Source organism: Halomonas shantousis (genome assembly GCF_054654615.1).
The window spans coordinates 1,889,552-1,904,273 of sequence record NZ_BAAIER010000002.1; the positions used below are offsets into that span (position 1 = coordinate 1,889,552).

Annotated in this window: 13 protein-coding genes; 11 read left to right on the forward strand and 2 right to left on the reverse strand. The window is 63.3% G+C overall.

Annotation, left to right across the window (positions count from 1 at the left end; translation table 11 throughout):
- The first annotated feature begins 54 nt into the window (after positions 1-54).
- From ACYQ12_RS09110 to ACYQ12_RS09155, 10 genes are all read left to right on the forward strand, one after another.
- Positions 55-2,022 carry an acetoacetate--CoA ligase gene (locus ACYQ12_RS09110; RefSeq protein WP_459870496.1) on the forward strand — a complete coding sequence of 656 codons (1,968 nt, stop codon included), beginning with the start codon at positions 55-57 and terminating at the stop codon, positions 2,020-2,022.
- 303 nt (positions 2,023-2,325) lie between these two features.
- Entirely contained in the window at positions 2,326-3,111 is a 786-nt protein-coding gene (locus ACYQ12_RS09115) for an SDR family NAD(P)-dependent oxidoreductase (RefSeq protein ID WP_459870499.1), read from the forward strand.
- Positions 3,112-3,141: 30 nt separating this feature from the next.
- Positions 3,142-3,651, forward strand: coding sequence for a PaaI family thioesterase (locus ACYQ12_RS09120; RefSeq protein ID WP_459870502.1), 510 nt, complete (start codon positions 3,142-3,144; stop codon positions 3,649-3,651).
- Entirely contained in the window at positions 3,644-4,855 is a 1,212-nt protein-coding gene (locus ACYQ12_RS09125) for an acyl-CoA dehydrogenase family protein (RefSeq protein ID WP_459870505.1), read from the forward strand. Before ACYQ12_RS09120 ends, ACYQ12_RS09125 begins: the two co-directional genes overlap by 8 nt.
- An 88-nt stretch (positions 4,856-4,943) precedes the next feature.
- Positions 4,944-5,711, forward strand: coding sequence for an SDR family NAD(P)-dependent oxidoreductase (locus tag ACYQ12_RS09130; protein ID WP_459870508.1), 768 nt, complete (start codon positions 4,944-4,946; stop codon positions 5,709-5,711).
- An 8-nt stretch (positions 5,712-5,719) separates the two neighbouring features.
- A complete protein-coding gene (locus ACYQ12_RS09135; RefSeq protein ID WP_459870511.1) occupies positions 5,720-6,790 on the forward strand; it encodes a phosphotransferase in 1,071 nt (356 codons plus the stop codon).
- On the forward strand, positions 6,787-7,578 hold the full coding sequence (gene surE / locus ACYQ12_RS09140; protein ID WP_459870514.1) for a 5'/3'-nucleotidase SurE: 792 nt from the start codon (positions 6,787-6,789) through the stop codon (positions 7,576-7,578). The genes ACYQ12_RS09135 and surE overlap by 4 nt, the downstream gene beginning before the upstream one ends.
- Positions 7,579-7,593: 15 nt before the next feature.
- Positions 7,594-9,273 (forward strand): long-chain fatty acid--CoA ligase, encoded by a 1,680-nt coding sequence (locus ACYQ12_RS09145; protein ID WP_459870516.1) that lies wholly within the window; start codon positions 7,594-7,596, stop codon positions 9,271-9,273.
- A gap of 62 nt (positions 9,274-9,335) precedes the next feature.
- Positions 9,336-10,085, forward strand: coding sequence for a class II aldolase/adducin family protein (locus ACYQ12_RS09150; protein ID WP_459870518.1), 750 nt, complete (start codon positions 9,336-9,338; stop codon positions 10,083-10,085).
- A gap of 159 nt (positions 10,086-10,244) precedes the next feature.
- Positions 10,245-11,579 carry a hypothetical protein gene (locus ACYQ12_RS09155; protein WP_459870521.1) on the forward strand — a complete coding sequence of 445 codons (1,335 nt, stop codon included), beginning with the start codon at positions 10,245-10,247 and terminating at the stop codon, positions 11,577-11,579.
- A gap of 163 nt (positions 11,580-11,742) precedes the next feature.
- Here the strand turns inward: ACYQ12_RS09155 and ACYQ12_RS09160 are convergent, their stop codons facing one another.
- Both ACYQ12_RS09160 and ACYQ12_RS09165 read right to left on the reverse strand, forming a co-directional pair.
- Positions 11,743-12,672 (reverse strand): 2-hydroxyacid dehydrogenase, encoded by a 930-nt coding sequence (locus tag ACYQ12_RS09160; RefSeq protein ID WP_459870524.1) that lies wholly within the window; start codon positions 12,670-12,672, stop codon positions 11,743-11,745.
- Between the two features lie 125 nt (positions 12,673-12,797).
- On the reverse strand, positions 12,798-13,775 hold the full coding sequence (locus tag ACYQ12_RS09165) for an NADPH:quinone oxidoreductase family protein (protein ID WP_459870527.1): 978 nt from the start codon (positions 13,773-13,775) through the stop codon (positions 12,798-12,800).
- Between the two features lie 116 nt (positions 13,776-13,891).
- Here ACYQ12_RS09165 and ACYQ12_RS09170 point away from each other — a divergent pair, with 116 nt between their 5' ends.
- The gene (locus tag ACYQ12_RS09170) at positions 13,892-14,656 is read left to right on the forward strand and encodes an enoyl-CoA hydratase-related protein (protein WP_459870530.1); all 765 of its coding nucleotides are present in this window, start codon (positions 13,892-13,894) and stop codon (positions 14,654-14,656) included.
- The last annotated feature ends 66 nt before the right edge of the window (positions 14,657-14,722 follow it).

Below are 14,722 nucleotides of genomic sequence, written 5' to 3' on the forward strand. Positions count from 1 at the left end.
CCCTAAGCCCCCCGCCACGCAGACAGACAACAATGACGTTCAAGGAGGCCTGCAGTGACCCCTCAGCCCGACGTGCTCTGGACCCCCAGCCCGGAGCGGATTGCCGAAAGCCGTCTGCACGATTACATGCAGTGGCTCGAACGCCACCACGGCCTGCACTTCGAGGACTACGAAGCACTATGGGCGTGGTCGGTGGAGCATCTGGAAGCCTTCTGGGAAAGTCTCTGGCGGTATTTCGATATCCGCCATTCCGCGCCCTATGAGCGCGTGCTCGATCAACGCATCATGCCCGGTGCTCGCTGGTTCGAAGGGGCCCGCCTGAACCTGGCCGAGCAGCTGTTCCGTTTCCCGCGGGAGGATGGCGAGCGTCCCGCCATCCTGTCCCGCTCGGAGCTGCGACCGTTGCAGACATTGTCCTGGCGCGAGCTTCACGAGCAGGTCGCTGCGGCGACGCAGGGGCTGCGCGAACTGGGTGTCGGGCCGGGCGACAGGGTGGTGGCCTACCTGCCCAACGTGCCCGAGACGGTGGTCGCCTTCTTTGCCTGCGCCAGCCTCGGTGCCATCTGGTCGAGTTGTTCGCCGGACATGGGCCATCGCAGCGTGCTGGATCGTTTCCGCCAGATCGACCCCAAGGTGCTGATCGCCGCCGACGGCTATCGCTATGGCGGCAAGGACTACGATCGTCTCGAGGTGGTGGCGGAGCTGCAGCAGGCGCTGCCCACGCTGGAAAAGGTCGTACTGCTGCCCTATCTGGACCCCGGGGCGTCGCTGCCGGAAAGCCTCGCATGGGAAGCGCTGCTCGAGCGCCAGGCATCGCCGCGGTTCGAGCAGGTGCCCTTCGATCACCCGTTGTGGGTGGTGTACTCCTCGGGTACCACCGGCATGCCCAAGCCCATCGTGCATGGTCATGGCGGCGCTCTGCTCGAAGGGCTCAAGGGGCATGCGCTGCATCTCGATCTCGGTCCCCAGGATCGCTTCATGTGGTTCACCACCACCGGCTGGATCATGTGGAACGCCCAGATCAGCGGCCTGCTGGTGGGCGCCTGTATCTGTCTCTACGACGGTAACCCCGGCTATCCCGATCTCGGCACGCTGTGGCGCTTCGCCGGGGAGACCGAGATGACCTTCTTCGGCGCCGGGGCGGCCTATTTCGCCAACTGCAAGAAAGCCGGCATCGAGCCCGCTAAGCTGGCCGATCTTCGTCATTTGCGTAGCGTCGGCTCCACCGGCTCGCCGCTGGCGGAAGAGAGTTATCACTGGCTGCAGGCACAGTTGGGTGACGTGCTGATTGCCGCCATCAGCGGTGGCACCGACGTGGCCGCCAACTTTGTCGGCGCCTGCCCGATCAAGCCGGTGATCGCCGGCGAGATGCAGTGTCGGCCGCTCGGCGTGGCGACCCAAGCGCTGGATGATGCCGGCAATGCGCTCGTGGACGCCGTGGGCGAACTGGTCGTCACCGCTCCGATGCCGTCGATGCCGCTCTACTTCTGGAACGACGAAGGCGATAAACGCTACCGGGAAAGCTACTTCGAGACGTACCCGGGCCGCTGGCGTCACGGCGACTGGATCCGCATCACCCCGCGCGGTGGCGGCATCATCTACGGTCGCTCCGATACCACCATCAATCGCCACGGCATCCGCATGGGCACCGCCGAGATCTATCGCGTGGTAGAGGAATTCCCCGAGGTGCTCGATAGCCTGGTGGTGGATCTGGAGTACCTGGGGCGGGCCTCCTGCATGCCGCTGTTCGTGGTGCTGCGTCCGGACACTGGCCTGGATGCCGATCTGATCGAACGCCTGAAGGCCGCCATTCGCGACAACCTGTCGGCGCGCCACGTGCCGAACGAGGTCATTGCCGTCGACGAGATTCCGCGCACCCTGACCGGCAAGAAAATGGAACTGCCGGTCAAAAAGCTGCTACTGGGCATGCCGCTGGCCGAGGCAGCGAATCCGGATGCCATGGCCAACCCCGCCAGTCTGGAATTCTTCCGACACATGGCCGAGCGCTCCATGTCGGCTTGAGAGGCGGCAGGCAGGTCGTCGGCCACATGACGAATGGTCGCTTCCCGGCGCAAATGCGGCGAAATGGGGATGTTTCGCCGCATTTTGCTGCGCTAATTTCGTCGCTCCCTTTTCTTGCAGCTGGCCCGACAGCTCTGCCGGATATCCGATTTCAGCGGCAGGCACCGTGATGAGGGCATTGGCCATTAGCGTTTTGTCTAATGAAATTAGATTCCGTATATGTTGACGCTTCACGACCAGACATGACAGATTCGATAGCTAGCGAATACAGGGAAAGCCTGCACTGAATAAAGGAGCCTCTTCATGCGTTTTGAGGGTCGGGTTGCCATCGTGACGGGAGCCGGCAGCGGTATCGGGCGTGCCACCGCGCAGCGTCTGGCAGCCGAGGGGGCACGGTTGGTCTTGATCGACTGGTCTGCGCAGGGGCTGGCCGAAACCCAGGCGTTGCTGGCGGAAGGCACCGAGGTCCTGGTGCATGAAATGGACGTCTCCGACGAGGCCGCAGTGCAGGAGATCGTGACACGCTCGCTCGAGCGGTTCGACCGCATCGATGTGCTCTGCAATAACGCTGGCATCACCGGCAGCGGTTATCCGCCGATCACCGAGCAGGATCGCGGCGACTGGGAGAGAATACTCGGCGTCAATCTGATCGGACCCATGCTGTTCACCAAGCATGTCGGCGCCGCGATGCAGGCCCGGGGCCAGGGCGCCATCGTCAACACTGCTTCGGTGGCCGGTATCCGTTCCGGTGCAGGCGGCAACGCCTACAGCGCCTCCAAGGCTGGCGTCATCAACCTCACCATGACCAGCGCCTGCGATCTGGGCGAAAGCAACGTTCGCGTCAATGCGGTATGTCCCGGGTTGATCGAGACCGGCATGACCCAGCGCATCTTCGATGCCGCCCGCGCCAAGGGCAAGGAGCACAAGCTGGGTTCGCGCTGCGAGCTGCGCCGTTATGGCCGCCCCGAGGAGGTCGCCGCGGCCATCGCCTTTCTGGCCAGCGATGACGCCAGCTTCATCACGGGCCAGGTGCTGCCGGTAGACGGCGGCAATACTGCCTCACTCAACCTGCCCGGCATGAAAGTCTAACGCCACGTAACGGCTTGCCCAGGAGCTGCCATGACGGAATACCCGGAACAGTTGCATCAGCGAGAGAACGGCAGCCTGCCCATCGGTGGCGGCAATGACCTGCCGGGCTTCCATAACGTGCTGGGATACCGGCAAGTATCGTGGAGTGAAGAGGAGGCCGTCATCGAACTGACGGTCTCCCCCCACCATCTCAATCTGGGCGGGGTCATCCATGGCGGTGTGCTCACCTCGCTACTGGATATCGTCCTGGCTCAGGCAGGCGTCTACTGCCCCTATCCGGGGCGTATCCGCAAGGCCATCACCCTGTCGCTGACCACGACCTTTACCGGACAGTGCTCGGGTGGCGTGATTCGTGCCATCGGCTTCAAGCGGGCAGGGGGCAGCCGGGTTTTCAACAGCTCCGGAGAGATACGTGACCAGGACGGCCGGTTGCTCGCCATCGGCGAAGGGACCTTCCGCCTGCGTTCCGGCAGTGAACATCCAGAAGGTGTGCCGCTGGTTCCGGCGGTGCAGGACAACAAGGAAAACAGCCATGTTTGAGCTTTCGGAAAAAGCGCAGCAGATCCGGGATCGACTGATGACCTTCATGGATCAGCACGTCTATCCCAACGAGCACGTCTTCCACGAGCAGACGGCCCAGGCGGAGAACCGCTGGGCGCCGCCGCCCATCCTCGAGGAATTGAAGGCCAAGGCGAAGGAACAGGGTTTATGGAACCTGTTCCTCCCCGAGAGCGAGTTCGGCGCCGGCCTGAGCAACTTCGAGTACGCCCATCTCTGCGAAGTCATGGGCCGCTCGCACGTCGCCTCGGAAGTCTTCAACTGCTCGGCGCCGGACACCGGCAACATGGAAGTCCTGGCCCGCTACGGTACGCCGGAGCAGCAGGAACAGTGGCTGCGCCCGCTGCTCGACGGTGAGATCCGCTCCTGTTTCTCCATGACCGAACCCGAAGTCGCCTCGTCCGACGCCACCAACATTGCCTGCGAGATCCGCCGTGAAGGTGACGAGTATGTCGTCAACGGCCGCAAGTGGTGGTCCTCCGGCGCCATGACCACGACCTGCAAGATCGCCATCGTCATGGGTAAGAGCGATCCCAATGCCGAGCGACACAAGCAGCAGTCGATGATCCTGGTGCCGCTCGATACACCTGGGGTGAAGATCGTGCGCCCGCTGACCGTGTTCGGCTACGATCATGCGCCGCACGGCCATGCCGAGATTCATTACGACAACGTGCGTGTGCCGGCCAGCAACATGCTGCTGGGCGAAGGGCGTGGCTTCGAGATTGCCCAAGGGCGCCTGGGGCCGGGGCGCATTCACCACTGCATGCGTACCATCGGCGTGGCCGAGCGGGCCCTGCAGGCGATGTGCGAGCGTGTGCACGAGCGCGAGGCGTTCGGCAAGCCGCTGGCCAGGTTCGACTCCATCCGCAAGGACATCGCCCGCTCGCGTATCGAGATCGAGCAGACCCGTCTGCTGACGCTCAAGGCGGCACACATGATGGATACCGTGGGCAACAAGGTGGCGCGCCAGGAAATTGCCATGATCAAGGTCGCGGCGCCGAGCATGGCGCTGAAGATCCTCGATCGGGCCATCCAGGCTCACGGGGCGATGGGCGTATGCCAGGACAGCTTCCTGGCTGCGGCCTGGGCGCAGGTGCGCACCCTGCGCCTGGCCGACGGGCCGGATGAGGTGCACCTGGACTCCATCGCCAAGCTCGAAATGCGTTCTTACGCACCGCAGCGCTGATCCGGACGACTGAACCTCGAGACCCGTTCATGACCATCTCGTCTTGAACGGGTCTTCAGAACAAGAACCTGCTGAAAGGAAGCGACCCATGACCAACCCATTGTTCGACCTGACCGGCAAGGTGGCGCTGATCACCGGTTCCACCAAGGGCATCGGCCGTTCGATCGCCGAGGAAATGGCCAAGTGCGGCGCCAAGGTGGTGATCTCGAGCCGCAAGGCGGATGCCTGCGAAGCCGTGGCCAATGAGCTGAAGGCGGCCGGTCACGAAGCCATCGCCGTGCCCTGTCACGTAGGGCGCAAGGAAGACTTGCAGAACCTTGTCGACACTACCTTGAAAACTTGGGGGCGTATCGACGTACTGGTGTGCAATGCCGCCACCAACCCCGTGTACGGCCTGACCAGCGAGATGACCGACGAGGCCTGGGACAAGATCATGGACACCAACGTCAAGGGCACCTTCTGGCTCGCCAACATGGTGCTGCCGCAGATGGCCGAACGCGGCGAGGGCAGCGTGGTCATGCTCTCCAGCATCGCCGCACTGCGGGGCAATACCGTGATCGGGACCTATGGCGTCTCCAAGGCGGCGGAAGCGGCACTGGCACGCAACCTGGCGGTGGAGTGGGGGCCCAAGGGCATCCGCGTCAATGCCATTGCCCCGGGACTGATCCGCACCGATTTCGCCAAGGCCCTGTGGGAGGATCCCAAGCGCGTCAAGCAGGCGGAAGACAAGACGCCGCTGCGCCGCATCGGGGATCCGGTGGATATCGCCGGATTGGCCGTGTTCCTTTCGACGCCCGCCAGTGCCTACATCACCGGACAGGTGATCGTGGCGGATGGCGGTGAAACGGCCTGCTGAGGTTCTTCATGAGCGAACCACAACTGATTGACGTGCTGCCGGCGCACCGTATCGATGAAGCGGCGCTGGCCCGTTACCTGCGCGATTATCTGCCGGCAATGGACGATGACCTGAGCGTACGGCAGTTCCAGGGCGGGCAGTCCAATCCCACCTATCTGCTGGAGACGGCCGGGCGTCGTTATGTCCTGCGCAAGAAGCCTCCCGGCAAGGTGCTGCCCTCGGCGCACATGGTGGAGCGGGAATACCGGGTGATTCGCGCTCTGGCGGAAAATACCTCGCTGCCGGTGCCGCAGACGCATGTGCTGTGCGAGGACGACAGCATCATCGGTACGCCGTTCTACGTCATGGACTACATTGCCGGTCGGGTGTTGACTCATCCGGCACTGCAGGAGGTGGAGAAGTCCGGGCGCCGCGCCATTCACATGGCGACCATCGACACCTTGGCCGATCTGCATCAGGTCGATGTCGAGGCAGTGGGGCTGGGGGACTACGGCAAACCGCAGGGCTACGTCGCGCGCCAGGTCAAACGCTGGAGCGGGCAGTACCAGGCTTCGCGTACCGGCGATATGCCGGCCATGGAGCAATTGATGAAGTGGCTACCGGAACATGTTCCGGCTCGCGATGAGACCGCCATCGCTCACGGCGACTACCGCCTGGGCAATCTGATCTTCGCCCCCGACGAGCCCCGGGTCGCGGCCATCCTCGACTGGGAACTGTCTACCCTGGGTCATCCGCTGGCGGATCTGGCCTATTGCTGCCTGCCGTATCACCTGCCTGCCGACATGGAGGGCATGCGCGGTCTGATCGGCATCGATCTGCAGGCGCAGGGCATTCCCTCCGAGGCGGAGGTGCTCGAGCGCTACTGTCAGAAGACCGGGCGCGGGGATATCGGTGACTGGCACGTATTCGTGGCGTTCTCGCTGTTTCGCCTGGCCGCGATCCTTCAGGGCGTCTATGCCCGGGCCCTGCAAGGCAACGCGAGCAATGCCAATGCACTCGAGGTCGGACAGCGCGCGGGGGTACTGGCCGAAACCGGCTGGCAGATCGCCCAGCGCGGCGAACAGGGAGTCCTGTCATGAGCGGACGACCGTTTCGTCGCGTACTGCTGACCAACGACGACGGGATCGCCGCCCCCGGGCTGGCGATTCTCGAGCGCATCGCCGCCGGGCTGGCGGACGAGGTCTGGGTCGTGGCGCCGGAGCATGATCAGAGCGGTACCGGACAGAGCATCTCGCTGCATTCGCCGCTGCGGGTTTTCAAGCACGACACGCGACGCTATGCCGTGTCGGGGACGCCGGCGGACTGCGTGATGTTCGCCATGGCCGAATGGCTGCAGGATTCGCCGCCCGACGTGGTGCTCTCGGGGGTCAACTGCGGCACCAACGTCGGCGACTCGGTGCCCTATTCGGGCACCGTGGGCGCCGTGCTTTCCGCCGAGCTGCTGGGCCTGCCCGCCATCGCGCTGAGTCAGGCCTTCTTCGACCGCGACAATGTCGACTGGTCGCCCGCCGAGACCTTCGCCGATCCCATGATCCGCAGGCTCTGGCAACAGCGCGAGGGGGCGGGTTGCTGCTGGAACGTGAACTTCCCTGCCTGTCGCGCCAGCGACATCACGCATCTACGCATGGTCCATCAATCGCGAGGCTCCATTCAACGGCCCCGTCTGCTGGCCGGTGAGGATGCCCGCGGGTTGCCTTACTGGTGGTTGGGGTTCGAACGCTCCTCCAAGCATATCGTGGCGCCCGAGGCCGATATCAGTGCGCTGCGCGACAACAGGATTGCCATTACGCCGCTACGGGATACCCCAAGCTGGCTCGAACTGGGCGAAGAGCAGGCCGTCGCTGAACTGACGCCAATGTCCGGTTAAAGGAGACCGTTATTCATGTTTACCCGTCATTACGCTGTCTGGCCTGAGCATCTGCCCAAGCATTTGACGGTGCCCGCAACCAGCATGTTCACCAACCTGGAGATTTCCGCCCGGCGCTATCCCGACAAGGCGGCGATCATCTACTACGACACGGTGATCACCTACACGGAACTGCTCCGCGAGGTCGAGGCGCTGGCCGGCTACCTGCAAAGCCAGGGCGTAAAGAAGGGCGATCGCGTGTTGCTTTTCATGCAGAACGCCCCGCAGTTCACCATTGCCTACTATGCGATCCTGCGGGCCGACGCCGTGGTGGTACCGGTCAACCCCATGAACCATACCGCCGAGCTCGAGCATTATCTGAGCGATACCGGCGCCGCCATTTGTATCTGCGGTCAGGAGACGGCAGGGCAGATCTCGCCTCTGGTCGGCGTGGAGCGGCTCAAGCAGGTCATCGTCACGGCCTACAGCGAATATGTGCGCGAGCCCACCGACCTGAAGCTGCCGGCGGAGGTTCAGGCACCGCTCGAGGCGCCTGATTTCGAGGGAGGTATCGCCTGGCGCGAGGCGCTGGAGCGCGGCCACGCGCCCGGCGAACATACCGCCGGCCCCGACGACTACTGCGTGTTCCCGTACAGTTCCGGCACCACCGGTGCGCCCAAGGGCTGCATGCACACGCATCGCTCGGCGATGGCAACGGCTCTGCACCGTGCGATATGGAACCAGAACACCAGTGAAACCGTGATTCTGGCAACCTTGCCGTATTTCCACGTCACCGGCATGCAGGGGGCCATGAGTGGCCCGATCTACAACGGGGCGACGGCGGTGATCATGACCCGCTGGGATCGTCAGGTCGCGGCCAAGCTCATCGAGCGTTATCGGGTTACTGCCTGGGTCAATATTGCCACCATGGCCATGGACTTCCTGTCCGACCCCGATGTCGAGCAGTACGATCTGTCCAGTCTCAGCAGCATCGGTGGTGGCGGGGCGGCGATGCCCAAGGCCATCGAGGAGAAGCTGCGCCGTCTCACCGGGCTTCATTACATCGAAGGCTACGGGCTGTCGGAGACCATTGCCGCCACCCATATCAATCCGGTGGAGCGGCCCAAGGCGCAGTGTCTGGGGATTCCGGTCTTCGATGTCGACTGCCGGATCATCGACGTGGCAACCCAGGAAGAGCTGGGCCCCGACCAGGTCGGCGAAATCGTCAGTCACGGACCGCAGGTCTTCCAGGGCTACTGGAATCGTCCCGAGGAGACCGAGCGCGCCTTCATCGAACTCGACGGCAAGCGCTTCTTCCGCACCGGCGATCTGGGCTATTACGATGAAGAGGGCTACTTCTTCATGGTCGACCGCGTCAAGCGGATGATCAACGCCTCGGGCTTCAAGGTCTGGCCGTCGGAAGTGGAGAGTCTGATGTATCGCCACCCGGCGATTCAGGAATGCTGCATCATCTCCACGCCCGATCCGCGTCGTGGCGAGACGGTCAAGGCGTGCATCGTGCTGCGTGAGGAGCAGGTAGGCAAGGTCAGCGAGCAGGATATCATCGACTGGTGTCGTGAGGAGATGGCCGCCTACAAGGTGCCGGCCTACGTCGAGTTCCGCGATGCCCTGCCGCGCTCCTCCACCGGTAAGCTGATGTGGCGGGTGTTGCAGGACGAGGAAAAGCAGAAACAAAGCGGTCAGCCAGCCAGCTGATCCATCAGGAGGCGGGCGCCTCCTGATGGCACGCATATTCGCTCATACGGGAGACAACAACAATGCAGCCGGCACAACAAACCCCCAATCAGGACGCGGAGTGGCAGGTCCGCAAGGACCTCGCCGCCGCCTATCGTCTGGTCGCCCACTTCGGCTGGGACGATCTGGTCTTCACCCATCTCTCGGCACGGGTGCCGGGGCCCGAGCATCACTTCCTGATCAATCCCTACGGATTGCTGTTTCAGGAGATCACCGCCTCGTCGCTGGTGAAGGTGGACCGTGACGGCCAGATCGTTCAGAGCGGCAGCCTGCATCGGGTCAACCCGGCGGGCTTCACCATCCATAGTGCCGTGCATATGGGGCGTGAGGATGCCGGCGCGGTCATGCACCTGCATGCCGCGGATGGGACTGCCGTATCGGCGCATCGTGATGGTCTGCTGCCGTTGAGCCAGACGGCGATGCTGTGCCTCGATCACCTCAGCTACCACGACTATGAAGGCGTGGCATTGAACCTGGACGAGCGCGAACGCTTAATCCGCGATCTGGGTGACAAGCGAATGATGATCCTGCGCAATCACGGTACGCTCACGGTGGGCAATAGCGTGGCGGAAGCCTTCACCTATCTGTATTTCCTGATGAAGGCCTGCGAGATTCAGGTCCGCGCTCAAGCCTGCGGCCCGACTTACTTACCTTCGGAGGCGGCGATAGAGACCACTCGCCAGCAGTCGGGCGATCTGGGCAAGGCGGCTAAGCTGACCTGGCCGGCGCTGCTGCGGCTGCTCGAGAGCAACGGGCACGTCTACGCAGTGTGACAGCGTCGGGCTGACCGACATGGTGGTGCAAAGGGTGCGTGACATGAAAGCGGCCTCCCGTCGGGGGCCGCTTTTGCATGGCGCTTCGATTCCTCTCTCAGCCAAGGCATATCGTGCGTAACACGAGCCAATCCCTCATTTTCTTGCCCGTTCGACGTGATGCGTAGCACCTGGTTGTCCAGCGGCGTGCTGCTTGAGCTGATGGCCATCGCTGGCGGTATCGAAGGGTTCAGCTATCTGGCCTGCGGATGCTTCGTCACCTATTTCGCCTGCTCTTTCCGCCAGCTCGAAGGTTATGCGCAACTGTTGGCGACAGTCGCTGCGTTGAGCCTGGCCATGGTCGCCTTCAGCGGTCGGATGACACTCGAGCGGCTGGCGGGAGCTGCCGAGGCCGCGGCCTTTTATGCCTGCTTCCTGGGCAGCCTGGGACAGATGCAATGCCTGGTACGACGCTTCGAGGTGCTGAGACGCATCCATGACGTTCTGCTGGGCGGCACCTCCTTGTGGCTGTACCCCAAATATGCGCTGGCCAGTTGCGCAATGGGGTCGGTCCTCAATTTCGGCATGATGAGTGTCCTCTGCGGAGGATTGGCGGAAACGCTCGATCAGCGCGGCATTCGTCATCCGCTGCGTCTGGAGTGGTTGCGCTGCCTGCTGGGCGTGACGCTGCGCGGCTTTGCGCTGGTGCCTCTCATCGCTCCGACCAGCGTGGCCATGGCTATCGTGACGCGCGAAGTGCCGGCGCTCTCATGGGGAAGCCTGCTGCCTTATACCGCGCTGGCTGCCGGCATGTTCCTGCTGGTCGGGTGGGGGCTGGAGCGCCGTCGCTTCACCGTGATCAGCAGCCAGCGAGTGCGTCTCGATGGAATGCCCGAGGGTAGCTTGACCTTGGGAGGTCTCGTTGTCGTGCTGCTGGCGGCCATGGGGCTTATCGTAACGTTGATGGAGCTGAACGTGTCGCGTGCGGCAATGCTCATGGTGCCCTGCATTACCGTGACCTACCTGCTCATCAGCGAGCGCCGTCCGCGCCATGCCTGGCGGGAAATGACCGCCAATACCGTTCTGCTGCGCAACGAGATGTGCATCTTTGCCAGCTCCGCGGCGCTGGGTACGGTGCTGGCATCGCTGGTGCCCACCGATCTGGTCGATCCTGCGTTGCTGTCGGCCCGGCATGAACTGGCACTGGCGGTAGCCGGCATGCTGACGCTGCCGGCAGCGGCAGCGCTGGGCATCGCGCCGATCGCCGTGTTGAGCTTTCTGGCTGGAGTGCTTGCTCGCGTCGAGGAGAGCGGCATCTCGGCACTGACCATCGGTACGGGGCTGGTGATCGGCTTCTCGCTGGCGATGATGCTATCTCCCTTCGGGCCGTCGGCCATGACCTTGGCGCGCTTTGGGCGCATTTCCAAATATACCGTGGCGTTTGGCTGGAACGGCCTTTTTGCTCTCGTCTCCCTGCCGCTGATGCTGGTGCTGCTGGCTCTCATGGCGTGGTAATGGCGGCGGAACAATTCGCCCTGGGCAAGGGGGCCGAACACGACAGAGCCCGCCAGGCGGCGGGCTTGTAACGGGGCTGTCTTGGCCGCTCAGGGCTGTCTCGATCGCTCAGGGCTGTCTCGACCGCTCAGGGCTGTCCTTGGCTGCCCAGGGCCGGCATGGCTCAATAGCCGCGCTGGATGTCGATGACACCGCTGATCGCCCGGCCGGCCTCGAGCACCTGGATCTTGCTGGTGATTTGCTCAATGGTCGCCTCGCGCAGGGTACGCGCAGAGACGTGCGGCGTGATGGTGACCTGCGGCATGCGCCAGAAGGGATGCGAGGCGGGCAGGGGCTCCTCGCGGAAGACGTCGAGTACTGCCTGACTGACATGACCTTCTTCGATGCTGCGACGCAGGTCGTCATCGACCAGATGCTCGCCGCGGCCGACGTTGATCAACGAGGCTTCCTCCTTGAGTTTGGAGAGCAGCTCATAGTCGATGATGTCGCGTGTCTCCTCGGTCAGCGGCAGAGTATTGATCAGAATTCGGGTTTCGCTCAGGAAGGTGTCGAGTTCGGCTTCGCCGGCAAAGCTTTTCACCCCGTCGATGTCATGCGCCGAGCGTGCCCAGCCGTAGACTGGATAGTCGAGCGATGCCAGGGTGCGGGCGACGCGCTTGCCGATATGGCCCAGGCCGAGCACACCGATAGGCCATTCGCTGCGTTTGATCGGGCGGCGAATCTTCCAGACGCCTTCGGCTTGCTGCTGCTGATAGACGGCCATGTCACGGCTGATGCCGATCACATGGTAGGCCACGTATTCGGCCATCTGCACCGACATCCCGGCATCCTCCAGGCGGACGATGGGAATATCGCGGGGCAGGTTGGGTACCTGCAGGAGGGCGTCGATACCGGCACCGAGGTTGAAGATCGCCTTGAGCTTCTTCTCCTTTTCGAATAGCGCGGTAGGCGGCTGCCAGACGATGGCGTAATCGGCATCGCAGGCCGGAGCATCGGGGTCCCAGACGTGAATTTCGGCTTCGGGCAGCGCGTCCTGGATCGGATTCGTCCAGCGCTCGGGCTTGGGATCTCCGGCAACGAAAATGACTTTCATTAGGTTTCTCGTATGGACTGAGGATGAAGATGCCTGAACGACCGAACCTGCCATTTCCGCTCCGATAGGCGGGAATGGCAGGAGGGAGAGGTCAGACAGTGCGGTAAGGCAGTGTCTGCCGCCTGTCAGGTCATTTGCAAGACGACCTTGCCGATGGCTTCGCGGCTGGTCAGGATTCGCATGGCCTCGGCACCTTGGGCGAGCGGCAGCGTGTGACTGATGTGCGGTTTGAGCTGGCCCTCGGCGTGCCACTCGAACAGCGTCTGGAAATTCTGGCGATCTTCCTGCGGCTCTTCGGTGCGAAAGCGCCCCCAGAACACCCCGACGATGGCACAGCCCTTGAGCAGCGGCAGGTTGGCCGGCGCCTGGGGAATCCGGCCGCTGGCGAAGCCGACCACCAGCAGGCGACCGTTCCAGTTGATGCAGCGCAGGCTTTCGTCGAAGGCGTCGCCACCGACGGCGTCGTAGATCACATCAGCGCCGCGTCCGCCGGTCAGTTCCTTGACGCGATCCTTGATCGATTCCTCGCGATAGTTGATGGTTTCAGCCGCCCCGCTGGCCCGGGCGATGTCGAGCTTTTCCCGGGACCCCGCGGCGGCAATGACCCGTGCACCCATGATCCGGCCGATCTCGACCGCGGCCAGGCCGACGCCGCCGCCGGCGCCGAGCACCAGCAGAGTCTCGCCCGGCTTGAGCTGGGCACGCTGTCTGAGGGCATGCATCGAGGTGCCGTAGGCCATGCTGAAGCCGGCGCCGGTGACGAAATCCATGGAGTCGGGCAACGGGGTGACGCGGTCCTCGTCGGTGACCATCTGTTCGGCGTAGCCGCCCCAGCCGGCCATCGCGATGACTCGGTCGCCCGGCTTGAAGCGGGTCACGGCCGCGCCGACCGAGTCCACTATGCCGGCAACCTCTGCGCCGGGGGAGAAGGGCATTTCGGGCTTGATCTGATACTTGCCTTCGATGATCAACGTGTCGGGAAAATTGACGCCGCAGGCGTGCACCTGGATGCGCACCTGCTTGTCGACGACTTCGGGAGAGGGCAGGTCTTCGAGTGTCAGGGTTTCGGGGGGGCCGTATTCACGGCAAACCAGGGCCTTCATATCATGCTCCTTATGACGTTGTTGGAGTTGTGGCCAAACAAGGGTCGCTCATCGGATTTAATTGTGAAACACTATTCTGCAACAACAATCAAGCAGATCGAAAGGAGACCATCGTCATGAGCGAGTCGTCAGCTGTGCTGCGCACCATCGAACAGGGAGTTTGCCATCTTCAGATCAATCGTCCGGACAAGAAGAACGCCCTGACCGAGACGATATATCGTGAGTTGTCGGAAAGCGTGAAGGCCGCCGACCGGGATGATGCGGTTGGCGCCATCGTACTTTCCGGCGTGGGGGACTGCTTCACGGCGGGCAACGACATCGGCGACTTCCGGGATCGCGCCCAGGATCCCACTCCGCGTCCCAGTGCCGGGCTGGACTTCATCGAACACCTCATGAACTGCGAGACGCCGGTAATCGCTTCGGTCAAGGGGCTGGCCATCGGCATCGGTACCACGTTGCTGATGCACTGCGATTTCGTCATCGCCGGTCGCTCCGCGGTCTTTCGCACCCCTTTCGTCGATCTGGGGCTTTGTCCGGAGGCGGCCTCCTCCTTTCTGATGCCGCTGATGCTGGGCTATCGCAAGGCCAATGAGCTGCTGCTGCTGGGGGAAGCGCTGGATGCCGAGACTGCGCTGCGCCACGACCTGATCAACTGGGTCGTGGAAGATGACGCGCTGGAAGCGACGACACGGGAAATGGCGCAGCGCCTGGCGGCCAAGCCGCGGGAATCGGTGCGGTTGAGCAAGGCGCTGCTGCGCCGTGCCTGGGCCGCTCAGGTCAAGGAGACCCTGGAGATCGAGCGCGAACACTTTGGCGAGCGGCTCAAGTCGGACGATTGTCAGGCGGCACTCAGACGCTTTCTCGAGCGTGGCAGCAAGTAAATACAGACCATGTCTCGTTGCCACCGGCACGGGGTCCAGCAGTTGCGCTGCATCCCCGTGGCGGTT

Excerpts from the sequence above, each read along its gene's own strand:
- ACYQ12_RS09115 (WP_459870499.1), top strand. The coding sequence starts at position 2,326 with ATGCGTTTTGAGGGTCGGGTTGCCATCGTGACGGGAGCCGGCAGCGGT.
- ACYQ12_RS09120 (WP_459870502.1), top strand. The coding sequence starts at position 3,142 with ATGACGGAATACCCGGAACAGTTGCATCAGCGAGAGAACGGCAGCCTG.
- ACYQ12_RS09125 (WP_459870505.1), top strand. The coding sequence starts at position 3,644 with ATGTTTGAGCTTTCGGAAAAAGCGCAGCAGATCCGGGATCGACTGATG.
- ACYQ12_RS09130 (WP_459870508.1), top strand. The coding sequence starts at position 4,944 with ATGACCAACCCATTGTTCGACCTGACCGGCAAGGTGGCGCTGATCACC.
- ACYQ12_RS09135 (WP_459870511.1), top strand. The coding sequence starts at position 5,720 with ATGAGCGAACCACAACTGATTGACGTGCTGCCGGCGCACCGTATCGAT.
- surE (WP_459870514.1), top strand. The coding sequence starts at position 6,787 with ATGAGCGGACGACCGTTTCGTCGCGTACTGCTGACCAACGACGACGGG.
- ACYQ12_RS09145 (WP_459870516.1), top strand. The coding sequence starts at position 7,594 with ATGTTTACCCGTCATTACGCTGTCTGGCCTGAGCATCTGCCCAAGCAT.
- ACYQ12_RS09150 (WP_459870518.1), top strand. The coding sequence starts at position 9,336 with ATGCAGCCGGCACAACAAACCCCCAATCAGGACGCGGAGTGGCAGGTC.
- ACYQ12_RS09155 (WP_459870521.1), top strand. The coding sequence starts at position 10,245 with ATGCGTAGCACCTGGTTGTCCAGCGGCGTGCTGCTTGAGCTGATGGCC.
- ACYQ12_RS09160 (WP_459870524.1), bottom strand. The coding sequence starts at position 12,672 with ATGAAAGTCATTTTCGTTGCCGGAGATCCCAAGCCCGAGCGCTGGACG.
- ACYQ12_RS09165 (WP_459870527.1), bottom strand. The coding sequence starts at position 13,775 with ATGAAGGCCCTGGTTTGCCGTGAATACGGCCCCCCCGAAACCCTGACA.
- ACYQ12_RS09170 (WP_459870530.1), top strand. The coding sequence starts at position 13,892 with ATGAGCGAGTCGTCAGCTGTGCTGCGCACCATCGAACAGGGAGTTTGC.